General features: G+C 63.5%; 14 protein-coding genes. 10 read left to right on the top strand and 4 right to left on the bottom strand.

What is annotated here, in order from left to right; translation table 11 throughout:
- The first annotated feature begins 23 nt into the window (after positions 1-23).
- The 5 genes from ACSH0F_RS10770 to ACSH0F_RS10750 all read left to right on the top strand — a co-directional run bounded on the left by ACSH0F_RS10770 (position 24) and on the right by ACSH0F_RS10750 (position 4,538).
- Positions 24-1,184: a deoxyguanosinetriphosphate triphosphohydrolase gene (locus ACSH0F_RS10770; protein WP_435202638.1), complete on the top strand. Its 1,161-nt coding sequence runs from the start codon at positions 24-26 to the stop codon at positions 1,182-1,184.
- Positions 1,177-1,872, top strand: a complete 696-nt coding sequence (locus tag ACSH0F_RS10765) for an NAD(P)H-binding protein (protein WP_435202636.1) — start codon at positions 1,177-1,179, stop codon at positions 1,870-1,872. Before ACSH0F_RS10770 ends, ACSH0F_RS10765 begins: the two co-directional genes overlap by 8 nt.
- 7 nt (positions 1,873-1,879) lie before the next feature.
- Positions 1,880-2,329, top strand: a complete 450-nt coding sequence (locus tag ACSH0F_RS10760; protein WP_435202634.1) for an ABA4-like family protein — start codon at positions 1,880-1,882, stop codon at positions 2,327-2,329.
- A 65-nt stretch (positions 2,330-2,394) separates the two neighbouring features.
- The gene (locus tag ACSH0F_RS10755; RefSeq protein ID WP_435202633.1) at positions 2,395-3,945 is read left to right on the top strand and encodes a long-chain-fatty-acid--CoA ligase; all 1,551 of its coding nucleotides are present in this window, start codon (positions 2,395-2,397) and stop codon (positions 3,943-3,945) included.
- Positions 3,942-4,538: a DUF938 domain-containing protein gene (locus tag ACSH0F_RS10750; RefSeq protein ID WP_435202631.1), complete on the top strand. Its 597-nt coding sequence runs from the start codon at positions 3,942-3,944 to the stop codon at positions 4,536-4,538. The genes ACSH0F_RS10755 and ACSH0F_RS10750 overlap by 4 nt, the downstream gene beginning before the upstream one ends.
- A 70-nt stretch (positions 4,539-4,608) precedes the next feature.
- On the opposite strand, the gene ACSH0F_RS10745 is transcribed toward ACSH0F_RS10750, so the two are convergent.
- On the bottom strand, positions 4,609-4,782 hold the full coding sequence (locus tag ACSH0F_RS10745; RefSeq protein ID WP_435202629.1) for an entericidin A/B family lipoprotein: 174 nt from the start codon (positions 4,780-4,782) through the stop codon (positions 4,609-4,611).
- A 69-nt stretch (positions 4,783-4,851) separates the two neighbouring features.
- Between ACSH0F_RS10745 and ACSH0F_RS10740 the strand changes: the two genes are divergently transcribed.
- Positions 4,852-5,082, top strand: a complete 231-nt coding sequence (locus ACSH0F_RS10740) for a hypothetical protein (protein ID WP_435202627.1) — start codon at positions 4,852-4,854, stop codon at positions 5,080-5,082.
- 4 nt (positions 5,083-5,086) lie between these two features.
- Here the strand turns inward: ACSH0F_RS10740 and ACSH0F_RS10735 are convergent, their stop codons facing one another.
- Positions 5,087-6,595, bottom strand: a complete 1,509-nt coding sequence (locus tag ACSH0F_RS10735) for a CpaF family protein (RefSeq protein WP_435202625.1) — start codon at positions 6,593-6,595, stop codon at positions 5,087-5,089.
- A 252-nt stretch (positions 6,596-6,847) separates the two neighbouring features.
- Between ACSH0F_RS10735 and ACSH0F_RS10730 the strand changes: the two genes are divergently transcribed.
- The 3 genes from ACSH0F_RS10730 (at position 6,848) to ACSH0F_RS10720 (ending at position 12,117) form a co-directional block, all read left to right on the top strand.
- Positions 6,848-7,759 carry a DMT family transporter gene (locus ACSH0F_RS10730; protein ID WP_435202623.1) on the top strand — a complete coding sequence of 304 codons (912 nt, stop codon included), beginning with the start codon at positions 6,848-6,850 and terminating at the stop codon, positions 7,757-7,759.
- Between the two features lie 55 nt (positions 7,760-7,814).
- On the top strand, positions 7,815-9,638 hold the full coding sequence (glmS, locus tag ACSH0F_RS10725) for a glutamine--fructose-6-phosphate transaminase (isomerizing) (protein WP_435202621.1): 1,824 nt from the start codon (positions 7,815-7,817) through the stop codon (positions 9,636-9,638).
- A 154-nt stretch (positions 9,639-9,792) separates the two neighbouring features.
- The gene (locus ACSH0F_RS10720) at positions 9,793-12,117 is read left to right on the top strand and encodes a putative bifunctional diguanylate cyclase/phosphodiesterase (RefSeq protein ID WP_435202619.1); all 2,325 of its coding nucleotides are present in this window, start codon (positions 9,793-9,795) and stop codon (positions 12,115-12,117) included.
- 4 nt (positions 12,118-12,121) lie between these two features.
- Here ACSH0F_RS10720 and purQ read toward each other — a convergent pair whose 3' ends face one another.
- On the bottom strand, positions 12,122-12,793 hold the full coding sequence (gene purQ, locus ACSH0F_RS10715) for a phosphoribosylformylglycinamidine synthase subunit PurQ (protein WP_435202617.1): 672 nt from the start codon (positions 12,791-12,793) through the stop codon (positions 12,122-12,124).
- A complete protein-coding gene (gene purS, locus ACSH0F_RS10710; protein WP_435202615.1) occupies positions 12,793-13,026 on the bottom strand; it encodes a phosphoribosylformylglycinamidine synthase subunit PurS in 234 nt (77 codons plus the stop codon). Before purS ends, purQ begins: the two co-directional genes overlap by 1 nt.
- A 174-nt stretch (positions 13,027-13,200) precedes the next feature.
- Between purS and ACSH0F_RS10705 the strand changes: the two genes are divergently transcribed.
- Positions 13,201-15,531, top strand: coding sequence for a TonB-dependent receptor (locus tag ACSH0F_RS10705; RefSeq protein WP_435202613.1), 2,331 nt, complete (start codon positions 13,201-13,203; stop codon positions 15,529-15,531).
- Positions 15,532-15,558: the final 27 nt, after the last annotated feature.

The following is a 15,558-nucleotide window of genomic DNA, read 5'->3' as shown; positions in this document are numbered from 1 at the left end:
GCGCTGGCTTAACCCCGCCCGCGATGACGAGAGCACCCTACGCTGCCGATCCCGCCAAGTCGCGTGGCCGCGAGTTCCCTGAGGAGCGCGAAGGCACGCGCGGGCCGCGCAGCGAATTCCAGCGCGACCGCGACCGCATCGTCCATTCGATCGCCTTCCGCCGCCTGCGCTCCAAGACGCAGGTGTTTGTCGCTCCCGATGGCGACCACTACCGCACCCGCCTGACGCACAGTATCGAAGTGGCGCAGATCGGCCGGGTCATCGCGCGCGAACTGGGGCTGGACGAAGACCTGACCGAAGCGCTCTGCCTGGGCCACGACATCGGCCATCCGCCTTTCGGCCACGCCGGGGAGACTGCGCTCGAAGAGGCCATGGTACAGGCCGGCGGCTACGATCACAACGCGCAAGGCATCCGCACGCTGGCGCGGCTGGAAGGCCCCTATTGCGATCACGACGGGCTGAACCTGACGTGGGAGACGCTGGAGGGCCTCGCCAAGCACAACGGTCCGGTCGCAGCACCGAACTGGGCACTGGCGGAAATCGACGCGGCCTTTCCGCTCGAACTGGACACCTGGCCCTCGCTGGAAGCGCAGGTGGCTGCGCTCGCCGATGATATCGCTTACGACAACCACGATATCGACGATGGCCTGCGCGCCGGTTTTCTCGAGCTCGACGACCTGCTCACGCTCGACCTGCTGGCCGACCAGTGGCGCGCGGTGGAGCAGCGGTTCCCTCACGCCCCGCATGAGCGCAAGTTGCGTGAACTGATCCGCACGCAGATCGGTCTGATGGTCAACGACCTGCTGACCGAAACCCGATCGCGCGTCGATGGCGTGGGGAACGTTGATGACGTGCGCAGTGCGGGCAAACCGCTCGCGGCCTTCTCTGCCGGTATGGCGGAGCAGGAACGGCGGCTGAAGAAATTCATGTACGACCGGCTGTACTACCACCCCGAACAGCTCGCCACGGCCGAGCGCGCGCGCGATGTGATCTCGCGGCTCTATGCGGCCTACAGCCAGGATCCCTCGACCATGCCCGCCGACTGGCTGGCAAAGCATCCGCAAGGCGAGCCGCAGCGCAGCCGCCACATCGCCGATTTCATCGCCGGAATGACAGACCGCTTTGCCATCGAACAGGTGCGCCGGATCTACGGGCGCGCCCCGGAAGGGCTCAGTAATGTCTGACGCGCTGCGGATCGTGCTGGTCGGTGCGACCGGGCTCCTCGGCGGGAAGGTGATGGAGGCGTGCGTCGGGCGAGAGGATGTGCGGCTCTCGGCCATTGCCCGGCGCGAGGCACGGCTGCCAAAAGGCATCAGGATGGAGCTGTTCGTGGCCGAGCCTGCCAAGTGGGGCGAGGTCGTCGAGGCGATCAAGCCCAAGGCGATGATCTGCGCGCTCGGCACTACGTGGAAGAAATCGGGCGAGGACGAGGCGGCTTTCCGCGCGGTCGATCAGGATCTCGTGCTCAGCGTGGCTGAGGCTGCCAGGACGCAGGGGGTGGAGCGCTTCGTCCACGTCAGCTCGGTCGGGGCGGCGATCGCGTCGAAAAACTTTTATCTGAAGGTGAAGGGCGAAGTCGAACGCGACCTGACGAAACTGCGTTTCGGGCGGCTCGATATCCTGCGGCCCGGCCTGCTGCGCGGCAAGCGGAGCAACGACCGCCGCCCGGGTGAGAGGATCGGCATCGCGGCGGCGCCCTTCGTCAATCTGATGCTTCATGGCGGGTTGCACCAGTATCGGGCAATCAGGGCGGAGACGGTCGCCGATGCGGCGCTGGCCCTGGCGCGCCGTGCGGCCCGGGGCCGCTTCATCCACGACAACGACGCGATCATGCGCGCGGCGAAGACGCTGCCGCGGCTGGACGAAGGATAAGACCGTCATGTGGGAGACGCTTTTCGGACTGGCGAACGGTCTCGCACTAATCATGTGGATCGGCCTGATCGCCTTGCCACGCTGGCCAGCTTTGCTTGCCGCCGTTCTCTATCTCGGTGTCGGCCTACTTTGCTTGACCTATGCGGTCTGCGTGATCGGACTGTTCAGCGGCTTGCTCGACGGTGGCGGAAATGGCGCCGCGCCCGACTTCACCACGCTCGAAGGCGTTCGGACGATCTTCGCAACCGAGGCCGGCGTGACCGTGGGCTGGGTCCACTACCTAGCTTTCGATCTCTTCGTCGGTCTTTGGATCGCGCGCGATGCGGATGCCAAGGGGTTCTCGCGCATCGTGCAGGCACCGATCCTGCTCGCGACCTTTCTTGCAGGGCCGCTCGGCCTGTTCCTGTGGCTCATAATCCGGGAGCGAAGCGCCCGCAAGCAGGGACGATGGCAATAGCAGGTTGCGCAACGCAACGTATGTGGCATGATGTTCATCAAGGCTGATAACAGCGGAGAGGACATATGTCGGCAACGGACAAACTCACATTCGATGACCTGATGCGACACTGGGCGGAAGAGAAGCCCGATACCGTTGCGCTGGAACAGGATGGCAAAGCGCTGACCTTCAGCGAACTCGAACTGCGCTCGCGCAAGATCGTCGCGATGCTGGCTGCGCATGGCATTGCGAAGGGTGACCGGATCGCCTGGCTCGGCAAGAACGCGCGCCATTATTTCGAGCTGTTCTACTCCGCCGCGCGGCTGGGTGCGGTGATGGTGCCGATCGGCTGGCGACTCGCCGCGCCGGAGATCGCCTACATCCTCGGCGACACGGGCGCGAAGTTGCTCTTCATCGACAACGGGTTCGACGAGCTTGCCGCCAAGGCTTGCGGCCAGATGGACAGCGCGCCCGAAGTGGTCGACACGCCCAGCGCGCTTGCGGAAATCGAAGCGGCCCAACCGGCAGAGTTCGAGCCGGCCGGTCCCGACGACGCCATCCTCCAGCTCTACACCTCGGGCACCACGGGTAACCCCAAGGGCGCAGTGCTGACCAATGCCAACCTCTTCTCGCTGCGCGTTCCGGCAGAGGAGGCGGCGCAGCCGTGGTCGAGCTGGGATGACGACGAAGCAATCCTCGTCTGCATGCCCTGCGCGCATATCGGCGGAACCGGCCTCGGCATCATGGCGATGGCGGCGGGCATCCGCGCCATCGTCCAGGCCGAATTCACGCCCGACGGCGTGCTCGACGGGTTCGAGCAGGGCATCACCCGGCTCTTCATCGTGCCGGCCGCGCTGCAAATGGTGATCCAGCACCCACGCGCGAAGGATACCGACATGTCCGGCGTGAAATACGTCATGTATGGCGCGGCGCCGATCCCGCTCGACCTGCTGCGCGAGGCGGTGCAGACGATACCCGATGCAGGCTTCCTGCAATGCTACGGCATGACGGAGACGACCGGCACCATCGCGATGCTGCCGCCCGAGGATCATAGTCTCGAGGGCAACCAGCGGATGAAATCGGCGGGCAAGGCCGTGCCGGGTGCCGAACTCAAGGTCGTCGGCGAGGATGGCGAGGAATTGCCTCGCGGCGAAGTCGGCGAGCTGGTCTGCAAGAGCCCGTCGAACATGGCAGGCTATTGGAACCTGCCGGAAGCGACGTCGTCCTCGCTGATCGACGGCTGGATGCACACCGGCGATGCAGCCTATATGGACGAAGACGGTTATGTCTTCATCCAGGATCGCATCAAGGACATGATCATTTCCGGCGGCGAAAATGTCTATCCTGCGCAGGTCGAAAGCGCGATCTATGGCCATCCGGCGGTTGCGGAAGTCGCCGTGGTTGGCGTGCCCGACGATACCTGGGGCGAGGCGGTGAAGGCTTGCGTGGTGCCAAAGCCCGGCAGCAAAGTTGATCCGGCGGACATCATTGCCTTCACGCGCGAGCGGCTGGCAGGCTTCAAGGTGCCCAAGACGGTCGATGTGATCGAGGTCATGCCGCGCAATGCGAGCGGCAAGATCCTGCGCCGTGAGCTCCGCGCACCCTATTGGGTAGGGCGCGATCGGGCGGTCAATTGAAGCGGTATGCACCTGCGGCCGGGCGCAATGTCCAGCCCATCGGCGACGTTTTGGCAGAGGAATTGCCCGAGAGCGGGCTGGTGCTCGAAATCGCGAGCGGGTCCGGCGAGCATGCGCTGGCCTTCGCGCTGCGATTTCCGGGGCTCGACTGGCAGCCGAGCGATCCCGATAACGAAGCGATCGCATCGATCGCGGCGTGGCGCGAGGAGGAAGGGCCGGACAATTTGCGATTGCCGGTGAAGATGGACGCAGCAGCAGAGGCTTGGCCTGTGTCGAGCGCGGCGGCCGTGCTCTGCATCAATATGATCCATATCAGCCCATGGTGCGCTACCGAGGGTCTGGTGCGGCATGCGGCCACAGTCCTCGATGCCGAGTATCCGCTGATACTTTACGGCCCTTTTGTCGAGGATGACGTCGCAACCGCGTCATCGAATATCGCCTTCGACGAAAGCCTGAACGCCCGCAATTCTTCATGGGGTTTGCGAAATCTGTCGGACGTTGACCAGCTTGCCCAAGCCCGCGGATTCACGCGCACCAAACGCTATCCCATGCCAGCGAACAATCTCACCGTAGTGTACCGCCGACAACCGTAATCTGCTCCGCAAAGGAAAACGCCCGCCGGTGAGGGGCGGGCGTCTTGAAAACTCTTTGATAGAGTTCGGGTCAGATGACTTCGTCCCCGGCATCGCCGACGGACTCGATATCCTGTCCGACACCGCGGACCGTGTTGCAGGCCGTGGCGGTCAGCGCCATCGTGGTAATTCCAAATGCAAGCAGGATCTTTTTCAGCATGTCCTGTCCTTTCCCGAAAGGCCCAACAGCGAGCTTGAAGGTCATAACGACCAATTCCCGATCCGGTTCCCGAAGCAGTTGCGAGGCTTGTGTGCCGCCACCATATGGCGCGCGATGACCGAGCCCGACTTTCTCCTGTTCGCCAGCGATGCCGAAATACTCGCATTATGGGGCGTAGCCTTGCTAGTCGTCGCCGGTACCTGCTCGCTCATGGAGCGCAGGCGGCTGAAACGAACGCAGATCAACCAGGTCGGCTGGGTGCCATGGACCGGGCTGTTCGTGATGTTCGCAGTGCTCGGCGGTGGGATGCTGGCCGTGTCGGTCCCTGCGATCATGCAGGGCTAGACGCTTAGAGGCACGCCTCCAGATAGGCTTGGTCGAAGCCGAACTGGCGCGCCTTTTCCAGCGTGTAGGGGCGCAGGCCCGAGGAGCGGAACTCACCGAGGATCTTCCCGTCGTCGCTCTCGTCGAGATACTCGAACTTGAACAGGTTCTGGGTGACAATCACGTCGCCTTCCATCCCGATCACCTCGGTGATGTCGGTGGTACGGCGTGAACCGTCGCGCAAGCGCTTCACCTGCACGATCAAATCGACCGATTCGGCGATCTGGCGGCTGATGGCTTCCTTCGGGATCTTGATGTCGCCCATCAGGATCATGTTTTCCATACGGCCCAGGCATTCGCGCGGGCTGTTGGCGTGAAGCGTACACATGGAGCCGTCGTGGCCCGTGTTCATGGCCGCGAGAAGGTCGAAACATTCCGCGCCGCGAATTTCGCCCAGGATGATGCGGTCGGGGCGCATACGCAGGGCGTTCTTCACGAGGTCGCCGATAGTGATCGCGCCCTGGCCCTCAAGGTTCGGCGGGCGGGTTTCCAGCGGCAGCCAGTGCGGCTGCTGCAGGCGAAGTTCGGCCGCGTCCTCGATGGTCAGCACGCGCTCGCCCGGGTCGATCATCTTCGACAGGGCGTTAAGCATGGTCGTCTTACCCGAACCCGTACCGCCCGAGATGACGATGTTCATCCGGCAAGCGCCGGCGATCTTGAGCGCGGTGCACATCTTCTCGCTCATCGAACCGAAGTCCTTGAGCATATCCAGCGTGATCGGTTTCTCGGAGAACTTACGAATCGAGATCGCCGTGCCCTTCAGCGACAGCGGCGGAACGATGACGTTCACACGGCTGCCGTCCTTGAGGCGGGCGTCGGCCAGCGGTGTGGTCTGGTCGACGCGGCGACCGACCTGGTTCACGATGCGCTGGGCGATCTGGAAGAGGTGCTGTTCGTCACGGAACTTGATCGGCGCGATCGTCAGCTTGCCCTTCTTTTCGATATAGGTCTGGTCGGGCCCGTTGACCATGATGTCGGTCACGTCGGGATCGTTCAGCAGTTCCTCGAGCGGACCGAAGCCGAGCAATTCGTCGACCAGGACCTTTTCGAGCGCAAACTGTTCGCGGCGGTTCAGCGTGACCTTCAGCTCGGCCAGCACTTCCATGATGATCGGACGGAATTCTTCCGACAGCTCGTCCTTGGTGAGCGTAGCCGCCGCTTCGGGATCGACGCGCTCGAGCAGGCGCGGCAGCACCTGCTCCTTGATCTTGTGGACGCTGGCTTCGAAACCGCCGACTTCGGACTGGTTCGAATGCTGGGCGTTCATGCGCTCCGACAGGCGCGCCATAGCATCGTCGTTCGGGCCGCCTTCTGCCGGCAGGGGCGGGAATTGTTCGCCGCCGTTACTGTCCCTTTTTTCCTCGGTCGGTGAAGGGGCAGGGGTCCCGCCCTGCATTGGGCGGGCACTGCCGAATTTCGGACGCGCACCGGAGGCCATGCCTGCCTGTCCGTTCTTCCGTCCGAATGCGCTCATTGCCTAAACCCCCGAAAAACCTGGTCGTTCGCGATACAGCCCCTCGATCGCAGGATCGCCTGGACTGTCTTTCTCGTCGTGGTGAATAAGTTGGAAACCTTGATTTTTCCCTAATGGACTACTGCGGCGTGGCCGGTTTGGCCGGACGAACCATGCGGCGCGCAGACGATCTCTGGACGAGGGAGAGTTAACGGCTGGTCACCGACCGACACATTGTCTAGCGGCGATGCTGTTCAAGCCGCGGGGCCGATTATGCAAGACGACGAGAGACGCGGAATTCTGCTGGCGACGGCCGGTTTCGCGACCCTGTCCGTAGGCGATGCGGTGATCAAAACGATGGCGGGCGAATGGTCGCCGCTGGCCGTGGCAACCTTGCGCTTTGCAATCGGGGCGGTGGCCCTTTCGGCACTCTTGATGCGAAGCGAAGGTCCGGCGGGCTTCAGGCCGAGCCACCCATGGCTTCAGGCTGCACGCGGGTTCTGTCTGGCGGCAGCTTCGCTGTGCTTCTTCTCGGCCATTTACGTCATGCCGCTCGCTTCGGCGATGGCGCTGGCGTTCGTTTCGCCGGTGTTCGTTGCACTATTGAGCGGGCCTCTGCTGAAAGAAAAAGTGCGCCCGGCCGTATGGATTGCCTCCCTCGTGGCGCTGGCTGGCGTCGCGCTGGTATTGCGCCCGAATCTCGCCGCGCTCGGCTGGGTCGCGCTGTTGCCGCTCGCCTCGGCCAGCTTCTTCGCGCTCATGGTCGTCGCCAATCGGGCAAGCGCCGGGCAGGGAAGCGCGCTGTCGATGCAGGCCTTCATCGCGACCGCTGCCATGCCGTGGCTGGTGCTAGCGATGCTCGGCGGCCACTGGTCCGGCGTGGACGAACTGCGCGTCACCATGCCCGACTGGACGGTCATCGCGCGCTGCGCGGTCGTCGCAGTGACGGCCAGTACGGCCCATTGGCTGACCTATCTGGGCACGATGCGCGCTGGTGCGGCCACCATAGCGCCCACGACTTATATCCAGATGCTGGTCGCGACGTTCTTGGGCTGGTGGTGGTTCGGCGATATTCCCGATCTGGCGACGCTGGCCGGTGCGGGCATCATCATCGCAGCAGGACTCTTGCTCTGGCGCTTCACACCTGCGGCGCGGCCAGTGGTAGCGAAGGGCAAAGACGATTGAATGCGGGGCGAGAAGCGCTAAGTCACCTGCCATGCCAAAGCGGGGACAGTAAGCAATGTGCGGAATTATCGGAATTGTCGGCAAGGAAGCGGTAGCCGATCGGCTCGTCGACGGGCTGAAGCGGATGGAATATCGCGGCTATGACAGCGCCGGTATCTGCACGGTCGACGGCGGCGAACTGATCCGGCGACGGGCGGAAGGCAAGCTCGCCAATCTCGTCGAGGTTCTCGCCGGCAATCCCGCGCCCGGCGATGTCGGTATCGCGCACACCCGCTGGGCCACCCATGGTGCACCGACGGCGACGAATGCCCACCCGCATGCCACCGAGCATCTTGCTCTCGTCCACAATGGAATCATTGAAAACTACAAGGAACTGCGCGCGGAACTGACCGAACAGGGTCGCAAGCTGGAAAGCGACACCGACAGCGAAGTCGTCGCGCATCTCGTGTCCGCCCGCGTCGAGGAAGGCGACACCCCGCAGGAAGCCATTGCCAACGTCCTGCCGCGCTTGCGCGGTGCCTTTGCGCTCGCCATCGCGTTTCGCGAACATCCGGACATGCTGATCGGCGCACGCCGTGGTTCGCCGCTTGTTGTCGGCCATGGCGAGGGGGAAACCTATCTGGGTTCGGATGCGCTAGCGCTGGCCCCGCTGACACAGCAGATCGCCTATCTCGAAGAGGGCGACTGGGTAGTGGTCACGCGCGAGGGGGCGGAGATCCACGACGAAACCGGCGCTGTGGTCGAACGCGAAATCCGCACTTCCGGCGCATCGGCCGCTGCGGTGGAGAAGGGCAATTACCGCCACTTCATGCAGAAGGAGATATTCGAGCAGCCGACCGTGGTCGCGCAGACGCTCGGCTCCTACCTGCGCCAGTCGGACAATTCGGTCGCACTACCGCAGTTCGATTTCGACATTTCCAGCGTCCGCCGCGTCACCATCGTCGCCTGCGGAACGTCCTATTATGCCGGAATGGTCGCGAAATACTGGTTCGAGCAGTTCGCGCGCGTCCCGGTCGACATCGATGTCGCTTCGGAATTCCGTTACCGCGAGCCTGTGCTGGAGGAGGGTGGACTGTCGCTCTTCATCTCGCAGAGCGGGGAGACGGCCGACACCCTGGCCGCGCTGCGCCACTGCAAGGAAGCCGGCCAGACCATCGCCGCTGTCGTCAACGTGCCGACCAGTTCGATGGCACGTGAAGCCGACCTGCTGCTGCCGACCCATGCCGGACCAGAGATCGGCGTGGCTTCGACCAAGGCATTTACGTGCCAGCTGGCAGTGCTCGCCGCGCTGGCCGCGCATATGGCAGTGAAGAAAGGCCTCATGAGCCGCGAGGAAGAGCAGGAGGTGGTCGCTCACCTGCTCGAGGCTCCCGCCTGTCTCAATGCCGCGCTCGATCACGACGACGACATCGCGGCGATGGCCCCGCTGATCGCCCCCGCGCGCGACGTGCTGTATCTCGGCCGCGGCCCCGATTTTCCGATGGCGCTGGAAGGCGCGCTGAAACTTAAGGAAATCAGCTATATCCATGCGGAGGGCTATGCGAGCGGCGAAATGAAGCACGGGCCGATCGCGTTGATCGACGAAGATGTTCCGGTGATCGTCCTCGCGCCATCCGGTCCGCTGTTCGAAAAGACCGTTTCCAACATGGAGGAAGTGCGCGCCCGCGGTGGACAGGTGGTCCTGATTTCCGACCGCGAGGGTTTGGAACAGGCCGGCGAAGGCTGCCTGGCGACAATCGAGATGCCCAAAGTGCATCCGCTCATTGCACCGCTCGTTTACGCCGTACCGGTCCAGTTGCTCGCCTATCATGTCGCCTGCGTCAAAGGCACCGACGTCGATCAACCCCGCAATCTGGCGAAATCGGTCACGGTCGAGTGAGTTCGTCGCTGTATTCCTTATGGAAAAACGAACTGCGATAACATCAGGTAATTACACGAAAATCGATTGAGCCTTTACCTGCGGCTAACGATTGCGCGTTAACCGTCTCCCGGTGAGCGACCGAGAGAAGTTACCCGCGAACGGGATCGCACCAATGTCGATTGGGGAAGCTATCGGGCTATCGACGCCCGCTGGTGCCGAGTGGTCGCGTATCCACGGCTATCAATACACCCAGTTGAGCAAGCGCATGATGGCACGCGCCATCTCGCATGCGATCGGATTCGCCCTCGTCGCCCTTATCCTTTGGGGCGAAGTCGAGCTTGCGCTGATCGGAGCCTGGGGTCTTGCGCTGTTTTTCGCGGTCCTCCTTGCGGCCGACGAGGATCGGTCTGCGCGCTTTGCCGACACGATTCACTATGGCGTGTGGGAGATGCGGCGCCATGCCGTGGCAAGCGCCGCCAAGGGCGTCGTCTGGGGCATCGGGCTCATGCTCTTCGCCCAAGCCGGCGGAGCCAACCAGCTAGCGATCGTGTGGAGCATTCCTGCGGTGCTGATCCTTGCCAATGCGGCAAGCCGCTTCAGCGCACCTTTGGGCTCGATGGCCTTCACGATCGCGGCGGGGACGGGCGGTCTGTTTGCCGCCTTGCTGGGAGGCGACTGGCTGCTAACCATGGTGATCGGCTTCACGATGCTAATTGCGGTCTTCGGCACGATCGAGAATGCGCGCGTTGCCGTGACCGGTCGACTCAACGAAACCGCCGTATTCGAAAAGAGCGAAGTCGTCTCCATGCTCCTGCGCGAATTCGAGGAAAACCAGGCCGACTGGCTGTGGCAGATCGATCCGCGCCGCCGCCTGAAGTCGGTATCGCCGCGCTTCGCCTTCGCGTTGGGCTGCAGCGCCGAGGATGCCGAGGGCAAGCTGTTCTTCGACCTCATTTCGGGCCGCGACCTGGATAGAGTCGCCGATTCCGATGGGCTGCGTGAATTCGCCGAGAAACTGAAACGCAAGGAACCCTTTTCGGAGCTGGTCATTCGGGTGAATATCCGCGGCGCGGAGCGTTGGTGGGAGATTTCCGGCACCCCGATGCTCGACGAGGCGGGCAAGTTCATCGGCTTCCGCGGCGTCGGCTCCGACGTGACCGAGCAACGCGAGTCATCCGACAAGATCGCCTTCCTCGCCCGCTACGATACGCTCACGCAGTTGCCGAACCGCCTCTTGCTTAATGAATCGCTGGGCGAAGCGCTGGAATATGCCGCGCACTGGCGCACGCGCTGCGCCTTCCTGATGATCGATCTGGATCGGTTCAAGTCGGTCAATGATTCCCTCGGCCATCTCGTCGGAGACCAGTTGCTGGCGCAAGTTGCCGGTCGCCTGAAAAGCCTGACGGGTGAAGGCGAGATCTGTGGCCGCCTGGGTGGGGACGAATTCGCCATCGTCATCCGCGATGCTTCCGATCGAAAGCGCATCGACCGTCTCGCACGCGCCGTTATCGAACAGCTGTCAGAGCCATACCAGATCGAAAACCAGATCCTCTATGTCGGCGCCAGCGTCGGCTCGGCCGTGGGTCCGCGCGATGGCAAGACGGTCGAGGAGTTGCTGCGCAATGCCGACCTCGCGCTTTATCGCGCGAAGGATGCAGGCGGAGCCGAGCATTGCGATTACGAACCGTCGCTCCACGCCAACGCGGAAGAGAAGCGCCAGCTGGAGTTTTCGCTCCGCAAGGCGCTGGAGCGTGGGGAAATGCTGCTCCACTACCAACCGGTGGTCGATGCCAAGACCGAAAAGGTCGTCAGCTTCGAGGCCCTGGTTCGCTGGAATAGCAGCGAGCATGGCTTCGTCAGCCCCGGCAAGTTCATCCCGCTGGCAGAAGACACGCGGCTGATCGTGCCGATCGGCACTTGGGTGATGCAGGAGGCCTGCAAGGAGGCGGCGGGCAACTGGCCGTCTCACGTCAAGGTCAACATCAACGTCTCGCCAGAGCAATTGCTGGAGCCCGACTTCGCTGCGACTGTGGTGCAGGCGCTATCGCATAGCAGCCTCGACCCTAAACGGCTCGAGATCGAAGTGACCGAGAGCATCTTCCTGCGCGATGCGAGCGTGGCTCGCAAGGCGCTGGAGCAGTGCATGGCGCTCGGCTGCTCGGTCGCGCTGGACGATTTCGGGACCGGCTATTCCTCGCTCGGCTACCTTCGCAAACTCAAGTTCTCGACCATCAAGGTCGATCGCAGCTTCGTGCAAGGCGCAGCGCAGCAGAGCCGGGAATCGCTCGCCATCATCCGCGCAGTGGTCGCCATGGCGGAGAGCCTCGGCATGACCACGACGGCAGAGGGCGTGGAGAACGAGGAAGAAGCCGAGATGATCCGCAGCCTGCGCTGCAACAAGATCCAGGGATATCACTTCGGCCGCCCCATGCCTGCCACCGATGTGCGGATGCTGTTCGTGCGAAGCAATTCGGAGTCTATCCGCAAGCGGGCCTAGAGCGTCAGGCGAAAGCCTTGATTGCCGCTTCGAATAGCCTGCGCCCGTCGGTTCCGCCATGCGCAGGCTCAATCGCACGTTCGGGATGCGGCATCATGCCGAGGACGTTGCCCTCGGCGTTGAGGACGCCGGCGATATCGCGGCGCGATCCGTTGCAATTCTCGGCATAGCGGAAGGCGACGCGGCCTTCGCCTTCGATGCGGTCGAGCGTTTCGTCGTCGGCGAAGTAATTGCCGTCGTGATGCGCGACCGGGATGTTGATCGTCTCGCCCGCCTCATAGCCGCTCGTGAACAGCGATTGCGCGTTCTCGACCTTGAGCGGGACGGTGCGGCAAATGAAATGCTGGCTGGCATTGCGCATCAGCGCGCCGGGCAGCAGGCCGGCCTCGGTCAGGACCTGAAAGCCATTGCATACGCCCAGCACCGGAACGCCGCGATCCGCCGCGGCCTTGACCGAGCGCATGATCGGGCTGTTCGCCGCCATCGCGCCCGACCGCAGGTAATCGCCGTAAGAGAAGCCGCCGGGCAGGGCGATGAAATCGAGCCCGTCGGGCAGGTCCGCATCGCCATGCCAGACGCGCAGCGGCGCGCTGCCGGACACCTGCTCGATCGCCACCGCCATGTCGCGGTCGCAGTTTGAGCCGGGGAATGTGATGACGGCGGCGCGGAAAGACATCAGCCGACCTTCTCAATGCGGTAATTCTCGATCACCGTATTGGCGAGCAGCTTGCGGCACATTTCATCCAGCGCTTCGTCGCTGGTGCCGTCTGCCACATCGAGTTCGACCGTGCGGCCGATGCGGACATCCTCCACGCCTTCGAAGCCGAGCCCTTCCAGCGCGTGATGCACGGCGCGGCCCTGCGGATCGAGCACGCCGGGCTTGAGACTGACGAGAACGCGGATTTTCATGAGCTGCCTTTCGCTAGCGCGAGTGTGCGCGCGCCTATGCCGCGAAGCGCGCGGCACTTCAAGATGAGGGGAAGGCTTTTGCCGTATCGCGACGTTGTTCCGGCGACATACTCTGTAGCCGCGATGCAACATAGATTACAGATTGGTGACGCATCTCGCAATTGCAGCACCCGAATGGCCGGTGAATCGGCTATGGAGTGGCAGGTCGTATTCGACCTTTCCCTCCAAACGCCTCGCGAGGATCGCGCGGGGATCAAGCAGGACCTTTCCATGACCCATCGCGTTCGTGCCCGCCGCCTGTTCGGTACAAGCCTGGTGGCGCTCGCCGCCGCCGCTTCGCAGCCCGCTTTCGCGCAGGACGAGCCGACCGGCGCCGAACAGCAGGGCTATGGCCAGCTCAACACGATCGTCGTGACCGCCAACCGCCGCGAAGAGAACCTCCAGGACGTGCCGGTCTCCGCCGCCACGCTCGATGCCGACACGGTGAAGACCATCTTCGACGCCGGTGCTGAAGTCACCGCACTCGCCGCACGTGTGCCCGGCCTGTTCGTCGAAAGCTCGAACGGGCGTGCCGCCCCGCGCTTCTACATTCGCGGCCTCGGCAATACAGACTTCGACCTTGCCGCGTCGCAGCCGGTGTCTGTGGTGATGGACGATGTCGTCCTCGAAAACGTGACCCTCAAGAGCTTCCCGATCTTCGATATCGAGCGCATCGAAGTGCTGCGCGGCCCGCAGGGTACGCTGTTCGGTCGCAACACGCCTGCCGGCATCGTCAAGATCGACACCGTGCGCCCCGGCGACACCTTCGAAGCGCAGGGCTCGATCAGCTATGGCAGTTTCGATTCCATCTCGCTCGATGCCGGCATCACCGTGCCGCTGGCGGATATCGCCTCGGTCCGCGTGTCGGGCCTGTGGCAGAGCCGCGGCGATTACATCGACAACGGCTTCACCGGCGAAGAGGATGCCTATGGCGCCTATGACGAACTCGCAGGTCGCATCCAGCTGCTGCTGACGCCGACCGATCGGCTGAGCATCCTGGGTTCGTACCAGCTGCGCGACCTCGAAGGCACCTCGACGCTATTCCGCGCCAATATCCTTGGGCCGGGCGATAACGAGCTGAACGAGAATTACGACCGCAAGACCGTGTTCTACGACGCGGGCGCGGGCAACCAGGCGCAATACGAGGCCGACATCGCGACCATCCGCGTCGATTACGATGCCGATTTCGCCACCGTCACCAGCATCACCTCCTGGGCCAACAGCGAGGGTTCCAGCCGCGGCGATATCGACGGCGGCTTCGGCGCGGCCTTCCTGCCGGTGAGCGGACCGGGCTTCATCCCGTTCCCCTCCGACACGCAGGACTCGATCGAGCTGGACCAGTTCACCCACGAGGTTCGGCTGGCCTCCGACACCGGCGGCACGCTGGACTGGCAGGTCGGGATGTTCGTGTTCGAAAGCGACTTCAACGTAACCACCGTCGGCTTCGACTTCCCGCCTTCGGTGACGGTCCGCCACACAAACGATAGCTGGGCGGTATTCGGCCAGCTATCGGCGCAGGTGACCGATGTTCTCAAGCTGACCGGCGGCCTGCGCTGGACCGATGACGAGAAGCAATTCGGCGTGACTTCGCCATCCTTCATCTCCGGCCCCGGCCTGCAATATCGCGAAGTCGAGGACTCGCGCCTTAGCTGGGACCTCGCCGCCTTCCTCGACGTGAGCGACGATGCCAGCGTTTTCGCCCGCGTCGCCAACGGCTTCCGCGCACCGACCATCCAGGGCCGCGACGTTGCCTTCGGCGCGCCGCCCTCGATCGCTTTGTCGGAGAAGATCACCAGCTACGAAATCGGCTTCAAGTCCGAGCTGGCCGATCGCCGCGTGCGCCTGAACGGCGCGGTCTATTACTACACGATCGAGGATCCGCAGTTCTCTGCCGTCGGCGGCGCGGGCAACCTCGTGCATCTGGTCAATGCGGAGAAGGGCCGCGGCCTCGGCTTCGAGCTCGACAGCGCCATCCAGGTGACGCCCGACTTCCTGATTACGGCCGGCCTCAGCTGGAACGACACCAAGATCCAGGATGAAAACCTCGCCGTCGGCATCTGCGCGCAGTGCACCGTCGTCGATCCGACCGTCGTCCTGTCCGGCACGACCCGCGCGCTGGTGGACGGCAACCCGTTCCCCAATGCGCCCGAATGGATCGCGGACGTAACCGCACGCTACGGTGTCCCGATCGGCAATGGTGGCGAAATCTTCGCCTTCACCGACTGGGCTTATCAGGGCGCGACGAACTTCTTCCTCTACGAAAGCGAGGAGTTCAACGCGAACAACCAGATCGAAGGCGGCTTGCGCGTCGGCTATGCCCGAACCGATGGCAGCCTCGAAGTCGCGGCCTTCGTGCGCAACATCACCGACGCCGACAATGTGAAGGGCGGCATCGATTTCAACAACAACACCGGTTTCGTGAACGACCCACGCGTGTTCGGCGTGTCGGCCCGCGTCCGCTACTGATCGAAATCGTCACGGGGGAAAGGGCCG

Origin of the sequence: Qipengyuania sp. 902, from assembly GCF_051195295.1 — a bacterium.
Classification (GTDB): domain Bacteria; phylum Pseudomonadota; class Alphaproteobacteria; order Sphingomonadales; family Sphingomonadaceae; genus Qipengyuania.
The sequence above is the reverse complement of the archived record's forward strand: the minus strand, read 5'-3'. Positions and strand labels throughout refer to the sequence as shown.

Coding starts and splice junctions, on each gene's coding strand:
- ACSH0F_RS10705 (WP_435202613.1), top strand. CDS start 13,201: ATGGCCGGTGAATCGGCTATGGAGTGGCAGGTCGTATTCGACCTTTCC.
- ACSH0F_RS10755 (WP_435202633.1), top strand. CDS start 2,395: ATGTCGGCAACGGACAAACTCACATTCGATGACCTGATGCGACACTGG.
- ACSH0F_RS10730 (WP_435202623.1), top strand. CDS start 6,848: ATGCAAGACGACGAGAGACGCGGAATTCTGCTGGCGACGGCCGGTTTC.
- ACSH0F_RS10735 (WP_435202625.1), bottom strand. CDS start 6,595: ATGAGCGCATTCGGACGGAAGAACGGACAGGCAGGCATGGCCTCCGGT.
- ACSH0F_RS10765 (WP_435202636.1), top strand. CDS start 1,177: ATGTCTGACGCGCTGCGGATCGTGCTGGTCGGTGCGACCGGGCTCCTC.
- purQ (WP_435202617.1), bottom strand. CDS start 12,793: ATGTCTTTCCGCGCCGCCGTCATCACATTCCCCGGCTCAAACTGCGAC.
- ACSH0F_RS10740 (WP_435202627.1), top strand. CDS start 4,852: ATGACCGAGCCCGACTTTCTCCTGTTCGCCAGCGATGCCGAAATACTC.
- glmS (WP_435202621.1), top strand. CDS start 7,815: ATGTGCGGAATTATCGGAATTGTCGGCAAGGAAGCGGTAGCCGATCGG.
- ACSH0F_RS10770 (WP_435202638.1), top strand. CDS start 24: ATGACGAGAGCACCCTACGCTGCCGATCCCGCCAAGTCGCGTGGCCGC.
- purS (WP_435202615.1), bottom strand. CDS start 13,026: ATGAAAATCCGCGTTCTCGTCAGTCTCAAGCCCGGCGTGCTCGATCCG.
- ACSH0F_RS10760 (WP_435202634.1), top strand. CDS start 1,880: ATGTGGGAGACGCTTTTCGGACTGGCGAACGGTCTCGCACTAATCATG.
- ACSH0F_RS10745 (WP_435202629.1), bottom strand. CDS start 4,782: ATGACCTTCAAGCTCGCTGTTGGGCCTTTCGGGAAAGGACAGGACATG.
- ACSH0F_RS10720 (WP_435202619.1), top strand. CDS start 9,793: ATGTCGATTGGGGAAGCTATCGGGCTATCGACGCCCGCTGGTGCCGAG.